12 protein-coding genes are annotated in these 15,666 nt (G+C 63.6%); 1 reads left to right on the top strand and 11 read right to left on the bottom strand.

Going from position 1 to position 15,666, the window contains the following annotated elements:
* Positions 1 to 64: 64 nt before the first annotated feature.
* The 5 genes from BUA38_RS20520 to BUA38_RS20500 form a co-directional block, all read right to left on the bottom strand.
* A complete protein-coding gene (locus BUA38_RS20520; protein ID WP_083587664.1) occupies positions 65 to 988 on the bottom strand; it encodes an outer membrane protein assembly factor BamD in 924 nt (307 codons plus the stop codon).
* Between the two features lie 225 nt (positions 989 to 1,213).
* Positions 1,214 to 2,176 carry a UDP-3-O-acyl-N-acetylglucosamine deacetylase gene (gene lpxC / locus BUA38_RS20515; RefSeq protein ID WP_072820679.1) on the bottom strand — a complete coding sequence of 321 codons (963 nt, stop codon included), beginning with the start codon at positions 2,174 to 2,176 and terminating at the stop codon, positions 1,214 to 1,216.
* Between the two features lie 354 nt (positions 2,177 to 2,530).
* The gene (ftsZ, locus tag BUA38_RS20510) at positions 2,531 to 4,324 is read right to left on the bottom strand and encodes a cell division protein FtsZ (protein ID WP_072826275.1); all 1,794 of its coding nucleotides are present in this window, start codon (positions 4,322 to 4,324) and stop codon (positions 2,531 to 2,533) included.
* 88 nt (positions 4,325 to 4,412) lie between these two features.
* The gene (gene ftsA, locus BUA38_RS20505) at positions 4,413 to 5,735 is read right to left on the bottom strand and encodes a cell division protein FtsA (protein ID WP_072820677.1); all 1,323 of its coding nucleotides are present in this window, start codon (positions 5,733 to 5,735) and stop codon (positions 4,413 to 4,415) included.
* Positions 5,732 to 6,715, bottom strand: coding sequence for a cell division protein FtsQ/DivIB (locus tag BUA38_RS20500; RefSeq protein ID WP_072820674.1), 984 nt, complete (start codon positions 6,713 to 6,715; stop codon positions 5,732 to 5,734). The genes ftsA and BUA38_RS20500 overlap by 4 nt, the downstream gene beginning before the upstream one ends.
* A 398-nt stretch (positions 6,716 to 7,113) precedes the next feature.
* Between BUA38_RS20500 and BUA38_RS20495 the strand changes: the two genes are divergently transcribed.
* Positions 7,114 to 8,157 carry a hypothetical protein gene (locus tag BUA38_RS20495; RefSeq protein WP_072820672.1) on the top strand — a complete coding sequence of 348 codons (1,044 nt, stop codon included), beginning with the start codon at positions 7,114 to 7,116 and terminating at the stop codon, positions 8,155 to 8,157.
* 1 nt (position 8,158) lies between these two features.
* Here the strand turns inward: BUA38_RS20495 and BUA38_RS20490 are convergent, their stop codons facing one another.
* The 6 genes from BUA38_RS20490 to murD form a co-directional block, all read right to left on the bottom strand.
* Positions 8,159 to 9,157 (bottom strand): D-alanine--D-alanine ligase family protein, encoded by a 999-nt coding sequence (locus BUA38_RS20490; RefSeq protein WP_072820669.1) that lies wholly within the window; start codon positions 9,155 to 9,157, stop codon positions 8,159 to 8,161.
* A 47-nt stretch (positions 9,158 to 9,204) separates the two neighbouring features.
* Positions 9,205 to 10,125 (bottom strand): UDP-N-acetylmuramate dehydrogenase, encoded by a 921-nt coding sequence (gene murB / locus BUA38_RS20485; protein ID WP_072820666.1) that lies wholly within the window; start codon positions 10,123 to 10,125, stop codon positions 9,205 to 9,207.
* A 121-nt stretch (positions 10,126 to 10,246) separates the two neighbouring features.
* Positions 10,247 to 11,650: a UDP-N-acetylmuramate--L-alanine ligase gene (gene murC, locus BUA38_RS20480; RefSeq protein ID WP_072826274.1), complete on the bottom strand. Its 1,404-nt coding sequence runs from the start codon at positions 11,648 to 11,650 to the stop codon at positions 10,247 to 10,249.
* A 135-nt stretch (positions 11,651 to 11,785) separates the two neighbouring features.
* A complete protein-coding gene (murG, locus tag BUA38_RS20475) occupies positions 11,786 to 12,886 on the bottom strand; it encodes an undecaprenyldiphospho-muramoylpentapeptide beta-N-acetylglucosaminyltransferase (RefSeq protein WP_072820664.1) in 1,101 nt (366 codons plus the stop codon).
* 48 nt (positions 12,887 to 12,934) lie between these two features.
* The gene (gene ftsW, locus BUA38_RS20470; RefSeq protein ID WP_072820661.1) at positions 12,935 to 14,083 is read right to left on the bottom strand and encodes a putative lipid II flippase FtsW; all 1,149 of its coding nucleotides are present in this window, start codon (positions 14,081 to 14,083) and stop codon (positions 12,935 to 12,937) included.
* A 182-nt stretch (positions 14,084 to 14,265) separates the two neighbouring features.
* Positions 14,266 to 15,666 carry a UDP-N-acetylmuramoyl-L-alanine--D-glutamate ligase gene (gene murD / locus BUA38_RS20465; RefSeq protein WP_072820658.1) on the bottom strand — a complete coding sequence of 467 codons (1,401 nt, stop codon included), beginning with the start codon at positions 15,664 to 15,666 and terminating at the stop codon, positions 14,266 to 14,268.

The raw sequence follows: 15,666 nt of genomic DNA, 5'->3' as shown, positions 1-15,666 counted from the left end.
AATCCCAGATCAGGTTCCAATTAGAGGAATCAAACCCGATTCCATGCCTGATTGGAATCAGATCCTAGCCGAGACCGAGCTTCTTGAAGGCCTTGGAAATATAGGAGCCCGTGTTCTCGGTCGGCTCGTAGCCGCCGCCTTTTACTAGATTATAGGCGTCCTTGTACCAGGGACTGTCGGGAAAATTGTGCCCGAGCACGGCGGCCGCGGTCTGAGCCTCGCCGACGATGCCGACCGCCATATAGGCTTCGGTTAGCCGCGCCAGCGCTTCCTCGACGTGGCGCGTGGTCTGGTACTGCGTCACCACGGTCTTGAATCGGTTGATGGCGCCGATGTAGTTGCGCTTCTGCAATAATTGGCGGCCCACATTCATCTCGCGACCCGCAAGCTGGTCGCGCGCGGCCTCCAGCTTGGCCTTGGCGCTGACGGCATATTCCGACGTCGGATATTTTCGTACGACTTCTTCCAGCGCCGCGATCGCCTTTTCGGTCCGGGTCTGGTCGCGGCTGACGTCGGTGATCTGGTCGTAATGCGACGCGGCAATCAGGTATTGCGCATAGGCCGCGTCCGCGCTTCCCGGATGCAGCGTGACGTAGCGGGTCGCAGCCCCGATGCAGCTGTCATAATCGTTCGCCTGATAATAGGCGTAGGCCGACATCAGCAGCGATTTGCGCGCCAGGTCCGAATAGGGATGCTGACGGTCCACTTCCTCGAACTTCTTCGCGCCGCCCTTGGCGTCGCGCTTCTCGTTCGTCAGGAACAGGCCTTCGTTGTAGAGCTGTTCGGCGGGCTGCTCGACGAAGGTGTCGTCCTTCTGGGTGACCTTGTCCCAGAGCTCGGTGGCCGAGCTGCACGCGCTCAACATGGTCGCGGCCACGACAAGGCCGGCGGCGACACGCAGGCGTCGCACAACGTCTTGCCGCGCGAGAGCCACGAGACTCCAACGATTCGAAAGTCGCAGAGTGAGCGCCATACGGTTTATCGACATCGAGTTCAGGCCTGACGCCTTTCATGCGCAGGGGGCGCAGCATAATGGGGACCGGCGCAATCGTCGCCCCGGCCCCTGTTTATCTAAAACAAGCCCCTTAACCAACCGGATACGTAGGCATTTCGCCCGGATTAAGGCGGATGGCTATCGGCAAAAACACGGTCCATTGGCGTGGATAGCGCAAAATCACGCGGATAATGAGACGGCGGGCAAGAAAGGGACGTTTCAGGAAACGTCCGGACCGTAGGCGGGAGCGACCAGACCGCCGACCATGCCGCGGCCGACCTCGGCGGGAGCGCGCGTGCGGCGGCCGGCTTCGGCCTCGACCACCCGCCAGGCCGAGCGGTCGGCCAAGAGCGCGGTCAGAACCGCATGATTGAGCTTGTGACCGCCGCGCACCGAGCGGTAGGTGCCAAGCAGCGGCAGGCCCGCCAGCGCGAGATCACCGATCACGTCCAGGACCTTGTGACGGACGCATTCGTCGCTGTAACGGAGGCCTTCGGTGTTGAGCAGGCGGGTGTCGTCGAACACCACCGAATTCTCGAAGGAGGCGCCGAGCGCAAAACCGGCGCTCCAGAGGCGGGCAACGTCGTTGACGCAGCCGAAGGTGCGGGCGCGGGAGATATCGCGGCGGAAGCGCTCCGCACTGAGATCGAGGATGTAGCTTTGCCGGCCGATCACGGGATTGGCGAAATCGATTTCCACTTCCGCGCGGAAACCGGAATTGTTCGGGCGCAGCTCACCGAAGGAATCGCCGATTGCGACCTGCACCGGCTTGGTGACCTGGATGAAACGGCGTGCCGCCGACTGGCTGACGATGCCGGCCTGCTCGATCGCGGCCACAAAAGCGGCGGCGCTGCCGTCCATGATCGGCACTTCGGGGCCGTCGACTTCGATGGTGGCGTTATCCACACCCATGCCGCGCAATGCGGCCAGCACGTGCTCTGCGGTGGAGACGAGCGGGCCCTGCTGGCGGTCGCCAAGGACGGTGGCAAATTCGGTGGCGATGACGGATTCAGCGACAGCGCGAACTTCACGGTCGCCGCCATCAGGACTGGTGCGGACAAAAACAAAACCCGCATCCACGGATGCAGGTCCGATTGTGAGATTGACCGGTAGTCCGGAATGGACGCCGACACCTGTCACGGTAGCTTGCGAACGCAGCGTTGTCTGCCGGCCGAATTTCATACAGAAGTGCCCACACTGACTTACCGTGAGACCAGACCAGCTACCCCTATTTGTCGCCGGTCCGACTCAGTGGTTCCCCAAGTCGCGGTCAGAATAGTCATTGCCTTATTGCACGCCAACTCACGCTTTTTTACCGATTGTTACCCTATCTCTGCCGCATTCGCGCCAAGGCCTGACCCAAATCCGGCACCGAAAGCAACCTTCAAACGGCTGTCATCGGAACTTTAGCAGACAAATATAACATTTTATTTTCAATGGCTTGGATCGAAACACAGCCTCAAGCGGGCCGCAAAACGAAAGAGGCCCCGGCGGTCAGACCGGGGCCTCTTGGCATCGTCAAGATTGTAACAAGTTTCAGCTGCCCTGCCGGCGCAGGAAAGCTGGGATATCAAGATGGTCATCGCCCTGTGGCGCGGGGGCCACAGGCGCCTGGCGGCCGTGGATGTCCAACCCCTGCGGGACCTGGCGCGGCGCATACTCTGATACCGGCCCATGATTCCCCATTTGCTGAGAAACCGTGCGCTGCGGCTTGCGGTCGGGGAGCGGCGGCATGGCCGGCATGGCCGGTCCTGCGGCGCGCGCGGCAATCGGCGGCTCGCTTTCCTCGTCGCGGCGGCCAAGGCCGACATTGGCCAGACGCTGCAACAGCGACATCTTGGCCTTCTGCGGATGGTCGTCCTCGATTTCCCCGCGGGCCTGACGGATTTCGTTCTGGGCCGGCATCGGCAGGTCCTCGAACTTCGGCATCCGCGGCGCACGGGCTGGCGGCCGCTCGGCCGCCTGCGGAATGAAGTTTTCCGGCGGGGCGGCTTCGGCAGCGGGCGCGGACGCTACTTCCGGATCGGGAAACAGGGTCGGCTTCTGCGCGATCGGGCGAACGGTGACGTCGCCATAAGCCGCCGGCTGCAACGGCGCGGCGTGCGCCTGCGGCGCGTCGGTCGACACGGCAGCGGCGATCGCCGCGAGCGCGGCGCGCTCGACGGTCGGGCGCGGCGGCGTCAAGGGCGCAGGCTGGGCGCTGTTCGAGCTTTCGAACTTGTGGGCGCGTTCGGCCAGCCGCGCATTGTCGGCGCGGAGCCGGGCGGTCAGTTCGGCCAGACGCGAATCCGGTCCTGACGAAGCCGCGGGCGCGATCGGGGTGGCGACAGACGGCGGCGAGACCCCGGCGTTGCGGGAGATCAGCGCCTGTTCGATGCCGGTGGCGACCACCGAGACGCGGATGACGCCGTCGAGCGCTTCGTCGAAAGTGGCGCCGACGATGATGTTGGCATCCTGATCGACCTCTTCGCGAATCCGCGTGGCGGCTTCGTCGACCTCGAACAGCGTCAGGTCCTTGCCGCCGGTGATCGAGATCAGAAGACCGCGCGCGCCCTTCATCGAGGAGTCGTCGATCAGGGGGTTGGCGATCGCGGCTTCGGCGGCGGTCAGCGCGCGCTTCTCGCCGGTGGCCTCGCCGGTGCCCATCATCGCCTTGCCCATCTCCCGCATCACCGCGCGGACGTCGGCGAAGTCGAGATTGATCAGGCCTTCCTTGACCATCAGGTCGGTGATGCAGGCGACGCCCGAATAGAGCACCTGGTCGGCCATCGCGAAGGCGTCGGCGAAGGTGGTCTTTTCGTTGGCGACCCGGAACAAGTTCTGGTTCGGGATGATCAGGAGCGTGTCGACCACCTTGTGAAGCTCGGTGATGCCGGCTTCGGCCGTGCGCATGCGCCGCTGGCCTTCGAAGTGGAACGGCTTGGTGACGACGCCGACGGTGAGGATGCCGAGGTCGCGCGCGATCTTGGCGATGACGGGGGCAGCACCCGTGCCGGTGCCGCCGCCCATGCCGGCGGTGACGAACACCATGTTGACGCCGGAGATGTGATCGCGGATCTCGTCGAGGACTTCTTGCGCCGCGGCTGCGCCAACATCGGGCTGCGAACCGGCGCCCAGGCCCTGTGTGACCTGCGTGCCCATCTGGATGATGCGCTGCGCCTTCGACATCGTGAGCGCCTGCGCGTCCGTGTTGGCGACGACGAAGTCGACCCCCTGCAAGCCCGCCGTGATCATGTTGTTGACGGCGTTGCCGCCGGCGCCACCGACGCCGAAGACGGTGATCCGGGGCTTCAGCTCATGAATGTCAGGAGGAGTAATATTGAGTGCCATGTTTGCCTCTCGGGTCACGCGCGCGTGGTTTCGCCCCGGCATTGAGCCGCGGGTGTTGGTGAAATTTCGGATTTGCGAAAAAGATTCATCAGAAGCCCTCACGAAGCCATCGTCCGACTTTTCCAAAATAGCCGTCGGTCCCTGTCCGGAGCTGCCGCGTGTACCGCGGTTCGACATGTTCGAGATGAGCGTATTGCGGATAGACCAGGAGGCCGGCCGGCACCGCGAAGGAGGCGCCCTTGGCCTCGTTGGGAAGGCGGCTGAAGCCGAGCGGGCGGCCGATTCGTACCGGGCGGTTGAGGATTCGGGTGGCAAGTTCCAGCGTTCCGGTGAGCTGACAGGCGCCACCGCTCAGGACGACACGGGCTTTGGGCTCCGCCGCAAAGGGAGAATCCGCAAGCCGGTCCCTGACCATCTCAAAAATCTCCTCGGCACGGTGCCGGACGATGTTTGCAATCGTGGCGCGTGACACGACCTGCGGAACATCCAGCTCGTCGTCGCCGGTAGACGGCACGGACATCAGCTCGTGTGCGTCAGACCCGCCGGTCAGCACAGTGCCATATAACGTCTTGATTCGCTCGGCATCCGCAATGCATGCGGAGACCCCTCGCGCAAGATCCATGGTGATGTGGTGGCCGCCCAGCGCAAACCCGGATGTGTGGACGAGCCGCCCCCCCGAATAGGTCGCAATCGTGGTGGTCCCCGCCCCCATTTCGACCACAGCGGCGCCAAGATCGGCCTCGTCGTCGGTCAGGATCGCCAGGCCCGCCACGTAGGGGCTCGCCGCCATCGCCTCGACGTTGAGATGGCAGCGCTCGACCACGAGCATCAGGTTTTTGACCACGGTCGTATCCGACGTGACCACGTTCATATCGACGCCGAACTGGCGGGCCATCATGCCCTTGGGATCGCGGACGCCCTTGACGCCGTCGATGGAGTATCCGGTCGGCAAGGCGTGCAGCGCAGTGCGGCCCTCGACGGTCGCATGGTGCATGCCGGCCGAGGTGATGCGCGCGACGTCGGCCGAGGTCACAGCGCCGCCCTTGATGTCGGCCGCAGCTTCAACCAGCTGGGCCTGCAACCGCCCGGCCGACACCGACAGCAATACCGATTCGACGCGAACCCTGGCCATGTCTTCCGCAAGCGCAACCGCTTGCCGGACCGCCTGCTCGCATTCGGCGAGATCGACCACCGCGCCGGCCTTGACGCCGCGCGAACGGATCTGGCCGTAGCCGATCAATTCGACCGCATGGGTGCGTCCGCGCAGGGATTCATGCGGCGCGCTCGGCTTCAGCCGCGCGATCAGGCAGGCGATCTTGTGGGTACCGATATCGAGCGAGGCCACCAGCGCGGTGCGCTTCTGCGGCATCTGTCGCGTCTTCGGCGCCTGTTTGCGATCGAGGCCCGTCATGCGTCGCCGACCTTCTTCTTCGGATCTTTCTTCTTGAGCGCTTCTTCGCGCGCCTTGGCCGCATCGTCGGACAGTTGCACGACGAGCCGGTCGGGCTGCCGCAGGTCGATCGCGACGATGTCCTTGGCGAACAGATGCTCGTTCTTGTCGAGATTGCTCAAGGTTGCGAGCGCGTTACTAACGTCGTTTTCCGGCAGGCGAATGTCGAGACCGTCGTTGAGGCGCAGGTTCCAGCGGCGTTCGCCGACCAGAACCGCGGCCTTGGTCACATCATTGATCTGCGGATAACGGGCGAGCAGCGCCAGGAAGTCGCGGGCACGGGTCTCGGCGCCCTTGCCGACCACGAGAGGCAATTTCACGAAACGCGGCGAGACATACCGCTCCAGCACCGCGCCATCTTCGGAAATCACCGACAGCTGGCCGTTGCGTTGCCAGAGCGCGAACGGCGCCCGTTCGACGATATCGATGCGCAACTGGCCGGGATAGAGTTTCAGCACCGTGGCTTCGCTAATCCAGGGATCGGCTTTCAGCTTCTCGCGCACCGAGGAGGCATCGAGGAACAGCAGCGAAGAGCGGCCGTTGACGCCGCCGATGGTGAGAATTTCGTCCTGCGTCAGCTGCTTGCGGCCGTTGATGGCGACCGAGGTGATGCGGAAACCGGCCGAGTTGGCGATCGCGTTGCGCGCCTCGCTCAAGGTCGCGAGGAACGCTTCGAGATGGCCGCCCTTGACGACGCCAAGACCTGTGCTCGCGATCAGCAACAGCAGCGTCGCGGCGAGACCACTGCGGCGCGGCAGGCGATTTTCCATGAATGCAATCAGGCCGGACGGCTGATCGTTGCGACGGCGCACTTTGGCGGGAGAGGCGGCAAAAGGCAGCCACGCGCGCAAGGCGGCGGCGACGCCAGCGAGGGCGTCCATCAGATCCGTCTGTTGCCTCGGCGATCTCGGCGACCGGGCGAGACGTCCTCCACCATTCATTACTCGAGCTCGCAAACCGTTGAAGCCCGCAACCATTGCGGAGCGGGCGCATCTGACGGCTCGGCCGTGCCGGGCTTTGAGCGTTGGGTCTTGCCCCCCAAGACAAGTTCCCGTCCCCACGCGTGCTGTACGCGAACAGCGCGCCCCGGCGGCCAAGCGCATATGCGCCGCCGGCGTTAACCTTCGGACTTCCTGGTAAACAAAAGGTAAATTCGGCCCGCTGAGGCCTCGATTTCGCGTGTTTTGATAAGGCTTTGGTAAGTAACGTTAGGATTTCCGTAACGCTTGAACCGGTTCCCCTGGCCGAGGGAGGGAAATCAGGCCCGATCTGCTTTCGCGTGTACTTGCCACCCAATACAATCGAACGAAGAACATGTCGGTCGAATTGGCTGGTTTTCATGAATCCCGAACCCCGTCGCTTTCTCCTCCAGGCCCTTGATCCCGATCACGGAAGTCCGGTGCTAGAGGCTCAGTTCTTCGTCAATGAGGTCGAGGATCTTCGAGCCCTGCTCGCGGATACGAGTGACGATCCGACGCTTGAGCGCGGCTACTTCCTCGATACGACCGAACTCGCGGCGATCAACGAACGCTTTGGCACTGCATTTGACCCTGAAGGGCGCGAGGTCTTGCTGGCTTCATGGCATTCGATCCGCGACGTCCCCTACCTGATCCACGGCGGCTACGAGTTGCCATTGCTACTCGAAGGCAGGAAGCAGTTGGCTCGGTTCAGCGAGGAGTATCCGCCGGAACGCCATTGGAACGAGGAGAAGTTTGATCGGTACGTAGCCGAGGGCGCGCTTCACAAGGAAGTGGTGGTCGAGCCGTTTGAGGAGCCCATCCATCTCAAACATGGCAAAGTCGCTGAGGGCCTTCGCACCGTTTACTACACCCGCATTGGTGAGGAGTGGCGCGTGCCCGCGTGGAAACTGATCAAGGATGCGGTGGCAAAATCCAAATGGAGCGAGGATTTCGAGCGCATGGAAGGCATGCTGTTCGGATACGAGGAATGGCAGAATGATTGGTGGATCGAGGAATTCCGCAGGCGCCGCCGCCGATTTGGCTGCCTGCCGGTCTATTGGGCCGTCAACGCCAAGGAGTTGGCGTGGATCGAGATGACTGGATATCGCGCGCTTCCACCTACGGAAAACTCCACCGTTACAGTTAGCCTGCTTTTCGAGCCACCAGATGACGATGCGACGCGGCGCTTGATCGAACACAGCGATGCGGTCGCTCTCGTGCATGTTAATGTAGGCAGTTTGCCGTTCCTCGCTCTCGTGGAAGGGCAGACCGGGCCGGACTATGCCATCCCAGCGGGGCTCATCAAGGACTTGAATCGAAACATCGTAGGCGAAGTCGAGATTATCGCACGCCGTGAGGCCCAAGGAACTTGGAGTTATAATCGCGCACTCGATCCACCTGATGAAACCGTGGCGGTCGGTTGAACTATCTCCCTGCCCGCCGTTCGGCGATCGCGATCTGACCTCTAAGGAAATCGGCGAATTCGATGCCTTGGGCCTTCAAGGCCTTGGGGTAAAGCGAGGCCTTGGTCAGTCCCGGCAGGGTGTTGGTCTCGAGATAGACCGGCCCCTTGTCCGAAACGATGAAGTCGGTGCGCGAGTAACCCGTGCACGACAGGGCCAGGTGCGCCCGCAGCGCCATGTCCATGATTTTCGTACTGATTTCCGGCGCGAAGCGGCCCGGACAGATCTCTTGCGTGGCGCTGGCGAGATATTTCGCCCGGTAGTCGAAGCCCTCCCCTCCCTCGGCCGGAATGATCTCGATCGGCGGCAGCGCGATCACCGAACCGTCCGCCTGCTCCAGCACGCCGCAGGTCGATTCGGTGCCGGCGATGAACGGCTCGATAACGTATTCCTCGGATTTCGCGGCGTTGCGAACCGCGACGATATCCTGCTTCGAATTGACGAAGATAAGCCCGTAACTCGAGCCGTCGCGCGCCGGTTTGGCGATCAGCCTGCCATGTTCGGCAAAGGCCGCCTCGATATCGTCCAACGCAATGCCGTCGCACGATGTAACGCCCGCGATCGCCGCAAAGCGCTTGGCCGCGACCTTGTCGAAAGCGAGATTGGACGAGGCCGAGCCCGAACCGGTAAAGGCGATGCCACGCATCTCGCAGATCGCCTGCAATTCGCCGTTCTCGGCGCGGCCACCGTGCAGAGCGAGCACCAAGAGTCGGTCCTCGGCCTTGGCGCGGTCCATCGCCTGCTCGATCGATCCCCCGACGCTCGCGCCATCCGCCGTGAACGGATCCTCGAACGGGCGCGCATGGGCGAGCAGCGCCTTGCCGCCGGCCGCGTGCACGGAATCGTCGGCATCCCAGAACCACAGATCCGCGTCGGGCAGCGTGGTGTGCAGCGCCTGCGCCGATGCCACCGACACCAGCCGCTCCTTGTTCGTGCCGCCGAAGAGAATGGTGATCCGCATCAGTTGATTCCGTCGATTCGATTCACGCCGTTAATGCGCCATGACACTTAAGCCAAAATCCCGATCCGCTTGATTTCCCATTGTAACTCGATTCCGGAATTTTCCTTCACGCGCGTGCGAACCGTTTCGCCCAGCGTCTCTATGTCGGCGGCCGTGGCCTCACCGGTGTTGATCAGGAAGTTGCAGTGCATTTCCGAAACCTGCGCGCCGCCGACGCGCAGACCTCGGCAGCCGGCCGCGTCGACCAGCTTCCAGGCGCTGTTTCCGGGCGGATTCTTGAAGGTCGAGCCTCCGGTCTTCTCGCGGATCGGCTGCGCCGCCTCGCGATGGGCCTGCACCTCGTTCATCCGCGCGCGGATCGCCTCGACTGAGGCCGGTTTGCCCTGAAAGCGGGCCGAAGTGAAAATGATCGATGGATCGACGCCGGAGTTGCGGTAGACGAATTTCATCTCTGCATTGGTAAAGACGTGCTTGCGGCCATCGCGACTGATGCCGGACGCCTCGATCAGCACATCCTTGGTCTCCGCGCCGTTGGCGCCGGCATTCATGCGGAGCGCGCCGCCGATGGTGCCGGGAATGCCGAAGAAGAATTCCAGCCCGGCGAGGTTTGCGGATGCTGCCGTCTCCGCCACGCGCTTGTCGAGCGCCGCCGCGCCGGCCGTGACGACAACGTCTTGCGTAGAGGTCTCGCCGAAACCGCGCGGAGCCAGACGAACGACAACGCCCGGCAGACCGCCATCGCGTACGATCAGGTTCGAGCCGACGCCGACGACATGGACCGGCAGCTCAGTGGGAAGACGCGCGAGGAAATAAGCGAGATCGTTTTCATCCGCCGGCGTGAACAGGATTTGCGCCGGACCACCGACGCGAAACCAGGTCAGCTCCGCGAGCGACTGGTTCGCCGTCAGCCGCCCGCGTAATTCCGGCATCGCGGCTTTGAGGTCGGGCGTGAGGTCAGGGAAGGTCAATCGCGATCTCTCAACTTGTCATGGCCGGGCTTGCTATCTCCGTTCCCTCCACCTCTCCCCCACAAGGGGGGAGAGGGCAGAGCAGTGCGAGCGCCACAAGCCGTGCTCAACATCGAAATGCCTACCCCTGCGCCTTCAACTCGCCGGGCAGCGCGTAGGCCCATTGCGTGATGTTGCCCGCGCCGAGCAAGACGACGAGATCGCCACTACCGGCGAGTCCCTTGACGATACCAGCGAGCGCCGCCGCATTCGGTAACGGAATCACCTCGCGATGACCGTGGGCGCGCAGGCCGAGCACGAAATGATCGCGGTCGATGCCTTCGATCGGCGTCTCGCCGGCCGGATAGACGTCTGCCACGATCACGGTATCGGCATCGTTGAAACAGGTGCAGAACTCCTCGAACAGAGATTGCAGGCGGGTGAAGCGATGCGGCTGCACCACCGCGATCACCTTGCCGTTGGTCGACTCGCGCGCAGCCTTCAGCACGGCTGATATCTCGACCGGATGATGACCGTAGTCGTCGATGATAGTGACGCCGTTCCATTCGCCGGTCTTGGTGAAGCGCCGCTTGACGCCACCGAAGCCCGCCAGCGCTTTGCGGATCGCATCGTTGGAAAGCCCGAGCGCATGCGCCACCGCAATTGCCGCCGTCGCGTTCAGCGCATTGTGCCGTCCCGGCATCGGCAGCGTGACGTCATTTATCTCGTGCGCGGCACCGCCCTTGCGGTCGCGGATCACGACCTTGAACGCCGAGCCGCCGCCCATCGGCGAAAGGTCGACGAGCCGCACATCGGCCTGCGGGTTCTCGCCATAGGTGATGATGCGGCGGTCCTCGATCTTGCCGACGAGCGTCTGCACCACCGGATGGTCGATGCACATCACGGCAAAGCCGTAGAACGGCACGTTCTCGACGAAGTCGCGGAATGCGTCCTGGATCGCATCGAAGGTCTTGAAGTGATCGAGATGTTCGGGATCGATATTGGTGACGATCACGACGTCGGCCGGAAGCTTCAGGAATGTGCCGTCGCTCTCATCGGCTTCGACCACCATCCAGTCGCCGGCGCCGAGCCGCGCATTCGAACCATAGGCGTTGATGATGCCGCCATTGATCACGGTGGGATCGAGCCCGCCGGCATCGAGCAAGGTTGCAACCATGGTCGTCGTCGTGGTCTTGCCATGGGTGCCGGCAATGGCCACGCAACTCTTCAGCCGCATCAACTCGGCGAGCATTTCGGCGCGGCGCACCACGGGAATACGGCTGGCGCGCGCCGCCATCAATTCCGGATTGTCGCGCTTGATCGCGGTCGACACCACGACGACGTCGGCGCCATCGACGTTCTCCGCCTTGTGGCCGACGACGACCTTGACGCCCTTCTCGCGCAAACGAACGACATTGGCGCCTTCGGAGGCGTCGGAGCCCTGCACCGTGTAGCCGAGATTGCTCAAGACCTCGGCGATGCCGCTCATTCCGATACCGCCGATCCCGACAAAGTGGATGGGTCCAATCTCGCGCGGCAGTCTCATGATTTCCTCATCTTCGTCATGCCCGGGCTTGTCCCGGGCATCCACGCCTTGATTCACAAGCAACTTATGAAAGACGTAGATGGCCGGGACAAGCCCGGCCATGACGCCCGAGGACCAAAATTTCCCCGCGATCGCCTAAATCCCGGCGACTTTCACCACCAGATCGGCGAGCCGCTCGGCGGCATCGAGCCGGCCGGCGTTCCGGGCGGCTTTCGCCATGTTGGCCAGCTTTGCGGGATCGGCGGCAAGCGCCGAAATCTCGGATGCCAGCCGCTCCGGCGTGAACTCGCTTTGCGGAAGCCGCAGCGCGCCACCGGCTTCCGACAACACGCCGGCATTGGCGAACTGGTCCTGGTCGATCGCGCCGGGCAACGGCACCAGGATCGAGGGCCGGCCGATCGCGGCGAGTTCGGACACCGTGCCCGCGCCGGAACGCGAGATCACGAGATGATTGGCGGCGAGCCGCGCCGGCAGATCGGCAAAGAACGGCGCAAGCTCCGCGTTGATCTTGAGCCGGTCATAGACCGCGCGCACCCGCGTCATGTCCTCTTCGCGCACCTGCTGGGTCAACAGCAGCCGGCGCCACAGCGACGGATCTAGTTTCTCGATCGCGCCCGGCACGATATCGGCCATCACGCGCGCGCCCTGGCTGCCGCCGGTAATCAAGAGACGCATCGGACCGCCAACCTCTGGCGTTGCGTATTTCACGGCGGCTGCGGCAACGATCGCAGGCCGCATCGGCGTGCCGACAACCGTGGTCTTCGAAGCAAGTTGCGGATCGCGATCGAGCACGCCGGGCAGCGAGGTCGCGATCGCACTGACGTAGGCAGACAGGAAGCGATTGGCGCGGCCAAGCACCGCATTGGCGTCGTGAATGACGGAAGGAATGCGGAGCAACTTTGCTGCAAGAAGCGGCGGTAATGTCGGATAGCCGCCAAAGCCGACCACCGCGGCTGGCTTGAGTTTCCACAACAGATGCGTTGCAACGACCATACCGGCCGCAAGCGTGAAGGCTGTGCGTGCTAGCGACAACGGATTGCGGCTGCGTAAGGTCTCGCTCGGCACCACGTCGATGGTGTCGCGCGAGAACAGGCCCGAGTAACGCAGCGCGCGCGCATCGGTCGCGAGGCGAACACGCAGGCCGCGCCTCGTCAATTCCACGCCGAGCGCTTCGGCCGGAAACAGATGTCCGCCGGTGCCGCCGGCGGCAAGCAGGATGAGAGGGTTTTGCTCCATGGCCGCTTCTTTACTGCCAAAGCATGGATATGGCGAGGAGCGAAAGTCCTACGCGTAGCTTTGCGCGGCCGAGGCGTTCATCGATTCCTGCTCCGTGCGCGGCCGCTGCCGCGTCAGCGCCAGCATCATGCCGACGCCATAGGCCAGCGAGACCATCGAGGAACCGCCGTAGGAGATGAACGGTAGCGTCATGCCCTTGGCCGGAATCAGTTGCAGATTGACCGACATATTGATCGCGGCTTGGACGCCGAACAGGATGGCAAGGCCGGAAGCCGCGAAGCGCGCGAACATGTCCTCGCTGGAATAGGCGCGCGACAGCGCGCGGATCACGACGAACGCAAACAGCGCGAGCAGCACCAGGCACAGAATAATTCCAAATTCTTCTGCCGCGACCGCAAACACGAAGTCGGTGTGGCTGTCCGGCAGGCTGCGCTTGGCAGTGCCCTCGCCGGGCCCCAATCCGAACCAGCCGCCATTGCCGAAGGCCTCCATCGCGGTGTCGACCTGGAAGGTGTCGCCGGAGGCGGGATTCATGAAACGTTTGATGCGGCCTGCGACGTGCGGCACGAACAGATAGGCGGCGAACAGACCGGTGCCGGCGGCGCCCGCCAGCCCCGCCACCCAGATCATGCGCATGCCGGCGATGAAGAACAGCGAGCCCCATACCATCAGGATCAGCATGGTCTGACCGAAGTCGGGCTCCATCACCAGCAGCGAGACCAGCGTCAGCAGCAGCGTCATCGCCATCGAGGTTGCCGGCATTTCCGGCCGCTTGGTCGATTCCGCAAACAGCCACGCGGCCAGCACGACGAAAGCGGGTTTGGCGGATTCCGAGGCCTGGATGTTGACGCCGATCAAGGTGATCCAGCGCCGCGAACCCTTCACTTCCGGCCCGACCAGAAGCGTGATCACGATCAGTGCGATGCTGACGGCGAAGACGATCAGCGCGGTGCGCCTGATCTGCCGCGGCGACAGGAACGACACGCCGAGCAGCACGGTGAAGGACGGCAGCAGGAACATGACGTGGCGATTGAAGAAGTGGAAGGGATCGAGCCCGATCCGGGTCGCCACTTGCGGGCTCGCCGCCAGCGACAGGATGACCCCGCCCAGAATCAGCGCACCGATCGCCGCCAGTTGCAGGCGATCGACCGTCCACCACCAGTCGCTGAGGGGGTTTCGCTGTTCACGGGAGAGCATGGGCGTTCCCAAGGGAGAGAGATCGCCCATTGGTCGCCCATGATGGTTTCCAAGGGGTTAATGGAATCGAGATGTTTTGGCGCACTCGACCGTCATGCCCGGCCCGTGCCGGGCATCCACGTCTTGAGAGCGACGAAATAAGAAAGACGTGGATGGCCGGGATAAACCCGGCCATGACGAGGTTAGACCACCGGCTTCACGCCCGGCAGCGCCTGCACCAGGTCGCGAAACTTCGTCCCGCGGATTTCGAAGTTGCGGTACTGGTCGAACGAGGCGCAAGCCGGCGACAGAAGAACCACGGCTTCCTTTAATCCCGACGCCTGCGCATCGCGCGCGGCGTTCTCCACCGCGACATCAAGCGTCTGCGAAATCTCATGCGGCACGGTCGCACCCAGCGTGCCGGCGAATTCCGGCGCGGCCTCGCCAATCAGATAGGCCTTGCGGATGCGCGGGAAATATTCGGTGAGGCCGGTGATGCCGCCGGCCTTGGGTTTTCCGCCCGCGATCCAGAAGATATCGCCAAACGACGACAACGCATGCGCCGTGGCGTCCGCATTGGTGCCCTTGGAGTCGTTGACGAACAGCACGTGATCGCGGCGGCCGACCTGCTCCATCCGGTGCGCCAGCCCCGGAAAACTGCGCAAGCCTTTTTGCAGGACATCGCCGGCAACGCCCAACGCCAATGCGGCAGCCGAAGCGCAGGCCGCGTTCTGCGCATTGTGCAGACCGCGCAGCGAGCCGATGCCGCCGATTTTCGCGATCTCGCTGCGCGCGCCGCCGGATGCGCGCCAGATCGTCTCGTGATCGACAAAGAGACCGTCAGGCAGCGGGTTCTTCACGGAAATACGCACGACGCGCTTTCCCGCCTGCTCGATCCGGTCGGCGCTCGCGCGGCACCAGATGTCATCGACGCCGACGATGGCCGTGCCCTGCGATTGCACACCGGCGACGAGACGCTCCTTCACGGCGGCATAATGTTCGAGCGTGCCGTGACGGTCGATATGGTCTTCGCTGACATTGATGAGGATGCCGACGGCCGGATCGAGCGAGGGAGTCAGATCAATTTGATACGACGACATCTCGATCACATGCACGCGGCCCTTGCGCGGCGGCTCCAGCGACAGGATCGCGGTGCCGATATTGCCGCCCATCTGGGTGTCGTAACCGGCCACTTTCATCAGATGCGCCGTCAGCGCCGTCGTCGTCGATTTGCCGTTGGTGCCGGTGATCGCAACGAATGGCGCATCCGGCGCGTGACGCTGACGCTCGCGGCAGAACAATTCGATGTCGCCGATCACCTCGACGCCGGCCTGGCGCGCCATCAGCACGCTCCAGTGCGGCGCAGGATGAGTCAGCGGCGCGCCCGGCGTCAGGATCAATGCGGCAAGGCGCGACCAGTTGACCGTTCGCAAGTCCGCGGTGATGAAACCGGCTTTGGCCGCTTCCGCCAGCCGCTCGGCGCCATCGTCGCCGGCGACCACGTGGGCGCCGCCGGCTTTCAGCGCGTGACAGCTTGCGAGCCCCGAGCCGCCAAGGCCGAACACCGCGACCGTCTTGCCCGCAAAGGAGGTGACGGGGATCAA

It is taken from the genome of Bradyrhizobium erythrophlei (assembly GCF_900142985.1).
GTDB classification, from domain to species: Bacteria; Pseudomonadota; Alphaproteobacteria; order Rhizobiales; family Xanthobacteraceae; genus Bradyrhizobium; species Bradyrhizobium erythrophlei_B.
This window is presented reverse-complemented; position numbering and strand designations above follow the sequence as displayed.